This window comes from Pseudomonas inefficax, from assembly GCF_900277125.1.
In the GTDB taxonomy this organism is placed as follows: Bacteria; Pseudomonadota; Gammaproteobacteria; order Pseudomonadales; family Pseudomonadaceae; genus Aquipseudomonas; species Aquipseudomonas inefficax.
Window position 1 is genome coordinate 1 of record NZ_OPYN01000234.1, and the last position, 10397, is coordinate 10397.

The following is a 10397-nucleotide window of genomic DNA, read 5'->3' on the forward strand; positions in this document are numbered from 1 at the left end:
AGACGCCACCCGTCCCGGCCCAGCCGGTGNCACCGGTGACGCCGGCCGAAGCGGCGNAGATCGACACGGCGCGAGCGCAGGCGGCGCTGATGGGGCAGACCCCGCCACCGGCACCGCCGGTGATCAAGCCGGCGGCAACCACCCAGTTCTTCCTGCAGGCTGGTTCGTTCCGCAAGCAGGCCGATGCCGACAAGGTGCGCGCGCAGATCATCCTGCTGGGCCAGTCGGTGAAGGTGGAGTCGGGCACGGTCAAGGACGAAACCTGGTACCGCGTGCTGGTCGGGCCGTTCAGCAATCGTGAACAGCTGACCGGGGCACAGAAGCAGCTGGCCGGGGCAGGGTTCAGCAACCTGTTGCTGCAGCAGCGGCAGACCCGTCAGTAACAAACAAGGCCTTGCCGCTTCGGTGCGACAAGGCCTTTTTCATGGACGCTTCTGGCCTCTTCGCGGGTAAACCCGCTCCCACAGGCACCGGAAACCCTGTGGGAGCGGGTTTACCCGCGAAAAATTTCAACGCAAGGCATTCCTCTCGGACACCTGGCTGTTCAGCGTCCAGAAGTCATACAGCACCCCCACCAGGAACAGCCCGCCGGTAAAGAAGTAGATGATCGCGGTGATCCACTTGCCCTGATACAACCGGTGCAGCCCAAACACGCCGAGGAAGGTCAGCAGGATCCAGGCGATGTTGTAGTCAATGCGCCCGGATTGGAACCTGAGGTCGGCTTCACGGTCCATGGACGGGATCAGGAACAGGTCGATCAGCCAGCCGATGCCCAGCAGGCCCAGGGTGAAGAACCAGATGGTGCCGGTTACGGGCTTGCCGTAATAGAAACGATGCGACCCGGTAAAGCCGAAAATCCATAGCAGGTAGCCAATGGTCTTGCTGTGGGTGTCGTGAAACGGCACCCCTTGTTGATAACTGTTCATTCATAGCCCCCGTGGGTTATCCGAAAATTTTCTAAGAAAAAATGTGACTTTCTTGTCGCAGGCCGACGTACGGCACCAGGGCAATCGACCAACGGGCCAAAGATTGATCAAAAAGCTGTTATAAAGTTGCGCGCCCAACACATAACTATTCATAAGAGCTTCATCTATGCCGCCTTTACTCAAGACATGGCTGACCCTCTGCCTATTATTGCCCCTGGCCGCCCACGCCACCAATCGTGAGCAACGTCTTCCCAATGGTTTTACCGGCTACACCTCCAATGCCTCGGTAAGACACGCACCGGTCAAGCAGACCGCGCTGCGTAGCCGTCCAAGCAATGCCGCCAGCAGCCGCAGCGTGCCCGGCGTACCGGTCGCAGCCATGTCGCCGAAGCAGAGCAGCGACGTGCTCAGCCGTGCGGTGAATGTGCTCGGCACCCCTTATGTCTGGGGTGGCAGCAGCCCGAAGAAAGGCTTCGACTGCAGCGGGCTGGTCAAGTACGCCTTCAACGACGTCGCCGACGTCGACCTGCCGCGCACCTCCAATGCCATGGCCCAGGGCCACGGCGTCAAGGTGGCCAAGGGTGACCTGAAGCCAGGTGACCTGATCTTCTTCAACATCAAGAGCCGCCGGGTGAACCACGTTGCCATCTATCTGGGCAACGACCGCTTCATCCATGCACCACGCCGTGGCAAGCGGGTGAGCATCGACACTCTGAGCAAGCCTTACTGGCAAAAGCACTACGTGGTAGCCAAACGCGTGCTGCCGAAAGAACAGCAGCAGCTGAACCTGGCCAAGCGCTGATCTGATCGGCGCTCTCCTGTACTGGCCCCTTCGCGGGTAAACCCGCTCCCACAGGGATAACACTGCCTTCGAATGCTGTGGTGTACCTGTGGGAGCGGGTTTACCCGCGAAAGGGCCGGCACGGGCGCTACAAATCTCTGATCAGCCCTCGCTCCCTCAACCCCCGCATCGCCCCTTCCATCGTCCGCATCCCATCCCCACCACCCGCCTGCATCACCGAACACAACTGCGCCATCCGCCCTTCCCGAATCAGGTTACGCACCGCTGACGTCACCACCAGCACTTCCCGTGCAGCAACCCGACCACCGCCCGCGCGCCTGACCAGCACCTGAGCCACCACCAGCCGCAACGACTCGGCCAGCATCGTCCGCACCAGTGGCTTCTCTTCGGCAGCGAACACCTCCACCAGCCGGTCGATACTGTTCACCGCCGATCGCGTATGCACTGTGGCCAGTACCAGGTGCCCGGTCTCGGCCGCGCGCAAGGCCAAGCGAATGGTTTCCAAATCGCGCAGCTCACCGATCATGATCACATCCGGATCCTGGCGCAGGGCACTGCGCAGCCCTTGGGCGAACCCACCGCAATGGCGGCCGACCTCACGCTGGTTGACCAGGCTGCGTTGGCTGCTGTGGATAACTTCAACAGGATCTTCGAGGGTGATGATATGCAAAGCCCGGTCGCGGTTCAGACGGTCCAGCAGTGTCGCCAGGGTGCTGGTCTTGCCGCTGCCGGTCGGCCCACCCACGAGGATCAAGCCATCGCTGCACTGCGCAACAGCTTGAAACACATCCCCCAGGTCAAGCTCATCGAGCGTGGCGATATGCCCCGGGATCAGGCGAAAGGTGGCCGCAGGGCCATGCAACTGGCGAAACAGGTTCAGCCGAAAGCGCCCCAGCGCCGGCAATTCCAGCGCCAGGTCCAGCTCATCTCCCTGGGCCCACTGTCGGCGCTGGTCTTCTTCCAGCATCGGTGCCATGCCCTCGGTCAAGGCGGCCGGGCCCAAGGTCGGCAGGGCCATGCGCTGCAGCTCGCCATCCATGCGCAACATCGGTATCTGGCCCGCCGCGAGGTGCAGGTCGGAAGCCCCTGCGTCCACGGCCTGGGCCAACAGGTCGGTCACATCCATGAGACTCCCCAAAGGCCTTCAAGTAGGTAGAATGCGGCAAACCCCACAGCCGCCGGCATCAGTCCATGTCCACCCTAGCAGACAACCTTTCCGCTATTTCCGCCCGTATCGCCAGCGCTGCCCAGGCTGCCGGGCGTGATTCGGCCAGCGTCCAGTTGCTGGCCGTGAGCAAGACCAAGCCAGCCAGCGCCATCCGCGAGATCCACGCCGCCGGCGTGTGCGATGTCGGGGAAAATTACCTACAGGAAGCGCTGACAAAGCAGCAGGCACTCAGCGACCTGCCCTTGATCTGGCACTTCATCGGCCCCATTCAGTCGAACAAGACCAAAGCCATCGCCGAGCATTTCGACTGGGTACATTCCGTGGACCGCCTGAAAATCGCCCAACGCCTGTCGGAGCAGCGCCCGGCCGGGTTGGCGCCACTGAACATCTGCCTGCAGGTGAACGTCAGCGGCGAAGACAGCAAGTCTGGCTGCGCTCCTGCCGACCTGCCGGCCCTGGCCAAGGCGGTAGCCGCACTGCCCAACCTGCGCCTGCGCGGGCTGATGGCCATCCCCGAACCGACCGATGACCGCGCCGCCCAGGAAGCCGCCTTCGCCACCCTGCGCCAGTTGCAGGAAGGCCTTGACCTTGGCCTGGACACCCTGTCCATGGGCATGAGCCACGACCTGGAAGCTGCCATTGCACAGGGTGCGACCTGGGTGCGTATCGGTACCGCCCTGTTCGGCGCCCGCGACTACGGGCAGCCCTGATTCCATGCTTTACTCACTCTTTCCCACAAGGACCTGACATGAGCAAGACTCGTATTGCCTTTATCGGCGCCGGCAACATGGCCGCCAGCCTGATCGGTGGTCTGCGTGCCCAGGGCCTGGACGCCTCGCAGATCCGCGCCAGCGACCCGGGCGCCGAGACCCGCAGCCGCATCCAGGCCGAGCACGGCATCGAAACCTTCGAGAACAACGCCCAAGCCATCGATGGCGCCGACGTCATCGTCCTGGCGGTCAAGCCGCAGGTCATGAAAGCCGTGTGCCAGGCCCTGCAACCGAACCTGCAGGATGGCCAGCTGATCGTTTCCATTGCCGCCGGCATCACCTGCGCCAGCCTGCAGAGCTGGGTCGGCGCTCGCCCGGTGGTGCGCTGCATGCCCAACACCCCGGCACTGTTGCGCCAGGGCGTCAGCGGCCTGTATGCCACCGCGCAAGTATCCAGCGAACAACGCCAGCAGGCCGAGCAACTGCTGTCGGCCGTGGGCACCGCCCTGTGGCTGGAGCAGGAGCAGCAACTGGACGCCGTAACCGCCGTCTCCGGCAGCGGTCCGGCGTATTTCTTCTTGCTGATCGAAGCCATGACCGCGGCGGGCGAAAAGCTTGGCCTGCCACGTGAAACCGCCTCCCAGCTGACCCTGCAGACAGCCCTGGGCGCCGCACGCATGGCGGTTGCCAGCGATGTCGATGCCGCCGAACTGCGCCGCCGTGTCACCTCGCCTGCCGGCACCACCGAAGCGGCAATCAAGTCGTTCCAGGCCAGCGGCTTCGAAGCCATCGTCGAACAGGCGCTGCAAGCTGCGGCTACACGTTCCGCCGAGCTGGCCGAACAACTGGGCAAATAAGGAGCCTTAGATGAATGCACTGTCCGGCGCCGCGATCTTCGTGGTGCAAACCCTGGTCAGCCTGTACCTGGTGATCGTCCTGCTGCGCTTCGTCCTGCAGCTGGTCAAGGCCAACTTCTACAACCCGCTGTGCCAGTTCGCCGTGCGCGCAACACAGCCGCTGCTCAAGCCGATTCGCCGGGTCATCCCCAGCGTCGGTGGGCTGGATACCTCGTCACTGCTGTTGTCGGTGGTCATCCAGGCGCTGCTGATGGCTTTCGTGCTGATGGTCACCTACGGCACCTTCGGTGACATCCTGCACCTGCTGATGTGGGCCATCATCGGTATCACCTCGCTGTTCCTGAAGATTTTCTGGGTGGCGATGATCGTCATGGTGATCGTGTCCTGGGTTGCTCCCAACAGCCATAACCCGGCGGCCGAGCTGGCCTACCAGATCAGCGAACCAGTGCTGGCACCGTTCCGCCGCATCGTTCCCAACCTGGGCGGCATGGACATCTCGCCGATCTTCGCCTTCCTCGCGATCCAGGTAATCCAGTCGTTCGTCATGCCACCGCTGGCCGCCTACGCCGGCATGCCGCAAGAGCTGTGGCGGATGATCTGAGCCCCACCTGCCCCTGGTTGCTTCCAGCGACAAGCCTCTGCTTGCCGCTGGGGGTAGCGCTCTTTAGACTTACGCCTCCGTCAAGCGTGAGCAGGGTCGATGTCAACTGTCTTTCCCGAAGATTCCGTCGGTCTGGTAGTACCGCAAACCGCCCGGTTCGATGAACCGCTGGCACTGGCCTGTGGCCGCTCCCTGGCCAGTTACGAGCTGGTCTACGAGACCTATGGCACCCTGAACGCCAGCGCGAGCAACGCCGTGCTGATCTGCCATGCCCTCTCCGGCCACCACCATGCCGCTGGCTACCATGCCGCCACCGACCGCAAGCCGGGCTGGTGGGACAGCTGCATCGGCCCTGGCAAGCCGATCGACACCAACCGCTTCTTCGTGGTCAGCCTGAACAACCTGGGCGGCTGCAACGGCAGTACCGGCCCCAGCAGCGTCAACCCGGCCACCGGCAAGCCCTATGGCGCCGACTTCCCGGTGCTGACCGTGGAAGACTGGGTGCACAGCCAGGTGCGCCTGGCCGAGCGTCTGGGCATCCAGCAGTGGGCCGCAGTGGTCGGTGGCAGCCTGGGTGGCATGCAGGCGCTGCAGTGGACCATCAGCTATCCCGAGCGCGTGCGCCATTGCGTCGACATCGCCTCGGCGCCCAAGCTGTCGGCACAGAACATCGCGTTCAACGAAGTGGCACGCCAGGCCATTCTCACCGATCCGGAATTCCATGGTGGTTCGTTCCAGGACCAGGGCGTGATCCCCAAGCGCGGCCTGATGCTGGCGCGCATGGTCGGCCACATCACCTATCTGTCGGACGACTCGATGGGTGAAAAATTCGGCCGCGAGCTGAAGAGCGACAAGCTCAACTATGACTTCCACAGCGTCGAATTCCAGGTCGAGAGCTACCTGCGCTACCAAGGCGAGGAGTTTTCCGGGCGTTTCGACGCCAACACCTACCTGCTGATGACCAAGGCGCTGGACTACTTCGACCCCGCCGCTGCCCAGGGCGGCGACCTGGCGGCCACCCTGGCCCACGTCAAGGCGGATTACTGCATCATGTCGTTCACCACCGACTGGCGCTTCTCCCCGGCCCGTTCGCGCGAGATCGTCGACGCCCTGATGGCCGCGCGCAAGAACGTCTGCTACCTGGAGATCGACTCGCCTTACGGGCACGATGCCTTCCTGATCCCCACGCCTCGCTACATGCAGGGTTTCTCGAACTACATGAACCGCATTGCCATCTGAGGACAGCATGAGAGCCGATCTGGAAATCATCCACGACTGGATCCCCGCCGGCAGCCGGGTACTCGACCTGGGCTGCGGCAGCGGCGAACTGCTGGCCTCGCTGCGCGACCGCAAGCAGGTCACCGGCTATGGCCTGGAGATCGACGCCGACAACATCGCCGCCTGCGTGGCCAAGGGCGTCAACGTCATCGAGCAGGACCTGGACAAGGGCCTGGGCAACTTCGCCAGCAACAGTTTCGATGTGGTGATCATGACCCAGGCCCTGCAGGCCGTGGAGTACCCCGACCGCATCCTCGACGAGATGCTGCGTGTGGGCCGCCAGTGCATCATCACCTTCCCCAACTTCGGCCACTGGCGTTGCCGCTGGTACCTGGCGACCAAAGGCCGCATGCCGGTTTCGGACTTCATGCCGTACACCTGGTACAACACGCCTAACATCCACTTCTGCACCTTCGCCGACTTCGAAGAGCTATGCCACGAGCGCCGCGCCAAGGTGCTCGACCGCCTGGCTGTCGACCACTTGCACCGCAACGGGTGGGGTGGCCGGCTTTGGCCTAATCTTCTAGGTGAGATCGGCATCTACCGCGTCAGCAGCCCGGGCCTGCAAGAACATCAGCTCGCAGTCTGACGCCCAGCGGAGGAATCACCCCATGCGTCGCCTAGCCCTGTTCCTGATCAGCCTGTGCCTGGCCCTGCCGGTACTGGCTGCCGATGCTGCCCGCCCCGAGCGCAAGGAAGTGTTTGGCGACGTGACAGTGCACTACAGCGCGTTCACTTCCAGCATGCTGACACCGGAAGTGGCCGCAGCCACCGGCCTGGTGCGCAGCAAGAACCAGGGCGTACTCAACATTGCCGTGCTCAAGGCCAACAAGCCCGCCACGGCGGTGGTCAGCGGCACGGTCAAGGACCTGACCGGGCGCAGCAGCCCGCTCTCGTTCAAGCAGATCACCGATCAGGGCGCGGTGTACTACATCGCCCAGTTCAAGATCGACCAGCCAGAAACCGTCACCTTCGACCTGAATATCGAAACCGGCGGCATCAGCAACTCCCTCAGCTTCAATCAGGACGTTTTCCCAGGCGAATGATGAATTTCCAGCAACTCGTATTGGCCAGCCACAACGCCGGCAAACTCAAGGAACTCCAGGCTATGCTCGGCGCGTCCGTGCAACTGCGCTCGATCGGCGAGTTCAGCCAGGTCGAACCGGAAGAAACCGGCCTGTCGTTCGTCGAGAACGCCATCCTCAAGGCGCGCAACGCCGCACGCATTTCCGGCCTGCCGGCCCTGGCCGACGATTCGGGCCTGGCGGTGGACTTCCTCGGCGGCGCGCCGGGCATCTACTCGGCACGCTATGCCGATGGCAAGGGTGACGCGGCGAACAACGCCAAGCTGCTCGAAGCGCTGAAGGACGTGCCTGAAGCCGAGCGCGGTGCGCAGTTCGTCTGCGTCCTGGCACTGGTGCGCCATGCCGACGACCCGCTGCCGATTTTGTGCGAAGGCCTGTGGCACGGGCGCATCATGTTCGAGGCAAGTGGCGAACACGGCTTTGGCTACGACCCGCTGTTCTGGGTACCGGAGCGCAACTGCTCCAGCGCCGACCTGGCCCCTGTGGACAAGAACCAGCTTAGCCACCGCGCCCGCGCCATGGCCCTGCTCCGCCAACGTCTGGGCCTGGCATGATCGAAACGCTGTCCAACCCCGGCGCGACGGGCTTTACCAACCTGCCGCCGCTGGCGCTGTACATCCACATCCCGTGGTGTGTACGCAAATGCCCTTACTGCGACTTCAACTCCCACGCTGCCGGGCCTGAGCTGCCGGAAGATGCCTATGTCGCCGCCCTGCTGACCGACCTCGACCAGGAGCTGGCCGCAGTGCAAGGCCGGCCGATCAGCTCGATCTTCTTCGGCGGCGGCACCCCCAGCCTGTTCAGTGCCGACGCCCTTGGCCGATTGCTGCGTGGCGTGGAGCAACGCATCCCGTTTGCGCCGGACATCGAAATCACCCTGGAGGCCAACCCGGGTACGTTCGAGCAGGACAAGTTCAAGGCCTACCGGCAAACTGGCATCAACCGCCTGTCCATCGGTGTGCAGAGTTTCCAGCCAGCCAAACTGCAGGCGCTAGGGCGTATCCACAACGGTGATGAAGCAGTCCGCGCCGCCGGCATGGCGCGCGCCGCCGGCTTCGACAACTTCAACATGGACCTGATGCACGGCCTTCCCGACCAGTCGCTGGACGACGCGCTGGGCGACCTGCGCCAGGCCATCGACCTGGGGCCGACACACCTGTCGTGGTACCAGCTGACCGTGGAGCCGAACACGGTATTCTGGAACCAGCCTCCCGAGCTGCCCGAGGACGACATCCTCTGGGATATCCAGGAGGCCGGCCAGGCACTGATGGCCGAACACGGCTTCCGCCAGTACGAAGTCTCGGCTTATGCCCAGGCCGGGCGCGCCGCCCGGCACAATCTCAACTACTGGCGCTTTGGCGACTTCATCGGCATCGGCGCTGGTGCCCACGGCAAGCTGACCTTCGCCGACGGGCGCATCCTGCGCACCTGGAAGACCCGCCTGCCCAAGGACTACCTGAACCTTGCCAAGCCATTCAAGGCTGGCGAAAAGCTGCTGCCAGTCGACGAGCTGCCGTTCGAGTTCCTGATGAACGCCCTGCGCCTGACCGATGGGGTGGAAGCCGAACTGTTCACCCAACGCACCGGTTTGCCGCTGGCACAGCTGCGCGAGGCACGCCGCGCGGCCGAACAAAAAGGCCTTTTACAGGTCGAACCGGATCGACTGGTGGCCACGCCGAGGGGCCAGTTGTTCCTCAATGACCTGCTGCAGTATTTCTTGACCTAAGGATGACCCATGGATCTGGTACTTGATCTGCTCGCGACGGTTTCTCGCTGGAGCCGCAGTAACCTGTCGGAGATTTCACTGGCCTTGGTAGGCTGCCTGCTTGTGCTGTTCGGCACCGATATCAAGAGCTGGGTGGAACAGCGCCTGGGTGGCCTGGCGGGGGCGCTGCGCGTACCGTTCATGGCCTTGCTGGTGATGATCGGCAGCGGCGCGGCGCTGATCTATGCCACGCCTTGGGTGGTGAAGGGGCTGAGCCAGTTCAACAACTACGCGCTGGCGCCGGTCCTGCTGGTGGTGCTGGTGCTGATTGGCGTGGTGGCGGATCGTCGCGGCTGAGCCATGGCCTTGCACTGAACCCTTGTAGGAGCGGCCTTGTGTCGCGATGGGCCGCAAAGCGGCCCCATCAATTGCTGCCTCACCGCTGAGCCCTTGGGGCTTACGCAATCTTTGTGGGAGCGGGCATGCCCGCGAACACCGGCGAAGCCGGTGCCATCCACCGCGTCGCCTGTTTCGCGGGCACGCCCGCTCCCACAGAAGTCCCGAACGGTCTTGAGTACAGTCAAGATCCGGATGAACGTCCAAACGCGGCTCAGCGCATCAAGCAAACGCTTCATATGCCTTGGCCTCCGTGTTGGCGGGCCAATCTTCCAGCATCTAACCGGTACTTCGATGCCTTCGGAATACAGGCGAGTGTATCCAGTGAAGTGGCCAGGTTGATGGCCCTTCGAAGACTTCACCGGCACGGTTCTCAAGCCGTGTCGAAGGGGCCGGACAGCGAAATCTTCACCTCCCGGTCCCTGCACTGGATCCGCTCACATGCGAGCGCGTCAATCATATACGCTCCAGCCCCGCCTGATGACGTTCTTGTGAAGCCGAGGTAATACCGAATGTGACTGCTGGATTGACTCAGGTCGAGGTAGCCCTTAGTCTTTCTTTACGCGAGTGTATCCAGTGAAGTACCGCAGAGTAGTGGCTCTCAACCACGAACCTGCAATAAAAAACCGCCCTTCTCAAGGCGGTTTTTTTTCGCCTGCATTTCTGCAGGCATCGGCATATCGAAAGGCAGTATCAGCCGATCAATCCACCTTCTCGAACTTCAAATCCCAAACCCCATGCCCCAGCCGCTCGCCGCGGCGTTCGAACTTGGTGATCGGGCGCTCTTCCGGGCGTGGCACGTAGGTACCGTCAGCCGCACGGTTGCGATAGCCAGGGGCCGCGCTCATCACTTCCAGCATGTACTCGGC

At 63.1% G+C, this 10397-nt stretch carries 13 protein-coding genes and 1 pseudogene; 11 read left to right on the top strand and 3 right to left on the bottom strand.

Annotated elements, in window-relative coordinates:
• On the top strand, window positions 1-383 hold a 383-nt coding region (locus tag JV551A3_RS31160), incomplete at its 5' end, for an SPOR domain-containing protein (RefSeq protein WP_235874659.1).
• A gap of 126 nt (window positions 384-509) precedes the next feature.
• Here the strand turns inward: JV551A3_RS31160 and JV551A3_RS29540 are convergent.
• On the bottom strand, window positions 510-926 hold the full coding sequence (locus tag JV551A3_RS29540; RefSeq protein WP_133976062.1) for an NINE protein: 417 nt from the start codon (window positions 924-926) through the stop codon (window positions 510-512).
• Window positions 927-1092: 166 nt separating this feature from the next.
• Here JV551A3_RS29540 and JV551A3_RS29545 point away from each other — a divergent pair, with 166 nt between their 5' ends.
• Window positions 1093-1728, top strand: a complete 636-nt coding sequence (locus JV551A3_RS29545) for a C40 family peptidase (protein WP_133976064.1) — start codon at window positions 1093-1095, stop codon at window positions 1726-1728.
• A 127-nt stretch (window positions 1729-1855) separates the two neighbouring features.
• On the opposite strand, the gene JV551A3_RS29550 is transcribed toward JV551A3_RS29545, so the two are convergent.
• Window positions 1856-2854 (bottom strand): type IV pilus twitching motility protein PilT, encoded by a 999-nt coding sequence (locus tag JV551A3_RS29550; protein WP_133976066.1) that lies wholly within the window; start codon window positions 2852-2854, stop codon window positions 1856-1858.
• Window positions 2855-2919: 65 nt separating this feature from the next.
• Here JV551A3_RS29550 and JV551A3_RS29555 point away from each other — a divergent pair, with 65 nt between their 5' ends.
• From JV551A3_RS29555 to JV551A3_RS29595, 9 genes are all read left to right on the top strand, one after another.
• Complete coding sequence (locus tag JV551A3_RS29555; protein WP_133976068.1) at window positions 2920-3606, top strand: YggS family pyridoxal phosphate-dependent enzyme; 687 nt, start codon at window positions 2920-2922, stop codon at window positions 3604-3606.
• Between the two features lie 38 nt (window positions 3607-3644).
• The gene (gene proC, locus JV551A3_RS29560; RefSeq protein WP_133976071.1) at window positions 3645-4463 is read left to right on the top strand and encodes a pyrroline-5-carboxylate reductase; all 819 of its coding nucleotides are present in this window, start codon (window positions 3645-3647) and stop codon (window positions 4461-4463) included.
• A 10-nt stretch (window positions 4464-4473) separates the two neighbouring features.
• Window positions 4474-5064, top strand: coding sequence for a YggT family protein (locus tag JV551A3_RS29565; RefSeq protein WP_013974619.1), 591 nt, complete (start codon window positions 4474-4476; stop codon window positions 5062-5064).
• A 99-nt stretch (window positions 5065-5163) separates the two neighbouring features.
• Window positions 5164-6303, top strand: a complete 1140-nt coding sequence (metX, locus tag JV551A3_RS29570) for a homoserine O-succinyltransferase MetX (RefSeq protein ID WP_046613543.1) — start codon at window positions 5164-5166, stop codon at window positions 6301-6303.
• Window positions 6304-6310: 7 nt separating this feature from the next.
• Complete coding sequence (gene metW / locus JV551A3_RS29575) at window positions 6311-6931, top strand: methionine biosynthesis protein MetW (protein ID WP_015272149.1); 621 nt, start codon at window positions 6311-6313, stop codon at window positions 6929-6931.
• A gap of 22 nt (window positions 6932-6953) precedes the next feature.
• Window positions 6954-7388 carry a DUF4426 domain-containing protein gene (locus tag JV551A3_RS29580; protein WP_133976073.1) on the top strand — a complete coding sequence of 145 codons (435 nt, stop codon included), beginning with the start codon at window positions 6954-6956 and terminating at the stop codon, window positions 7386-7388.
• Window positions 7385-7981 carry an RdgB/HAM1 family non-canonical purine NTP pyrophosphatase gene (rdgB, locus tag JV551A3_RS29585; RefSeq protein WP_046613545.1) on the top strand — a complete coding sequence of 199 codons (597 nt, stop codon included), beginning with the start codon at window positions 7385-7387 and terminating at the stop codon, window positions 7979-7981. The genes JV551A3_RS29580 and rdgB overlap by 4 nt, the downstream gene beginning before the upstream one ends.
• Complete coding sequence (gene hemW / locus JV551A3_RS29590) at window positions 7978-9153, top strand: radical SAM family heme chaperone HemW (protein ID WP_133976076.1); 1176 nt, start codon at window positions 7978-7980, stop codon at window positions 9151-9153. Before rdgB ends, hemW begins: the two co-directional genes overlap by 4 nt.
• Before the next feature lie 9 nt (window positions 9154-9162).
• Complete coding sequence (locus JV551A3_RS29595; RefSeq protein ID WP_133976078.1) at window positions 9163-9489, top strand: DUF3392 domain-containing protein; 327 nt, start codon at window positions 9163-9165, stop codon at window positions 9487-9489.
• Window positions 9490-10229: 740 nt separating this feature from the next.
• Here JV551A3_RS29595 and JV551A3_RS29605 read toward each other — a convergent pair.
• A pseudogene (locus JV551A3_RS29605) lies at window positions 10230-10397 on the bottom strand (tRNA (guanosine(46)-N7)-methyltransferase TrmB); the annotation flags it as partial.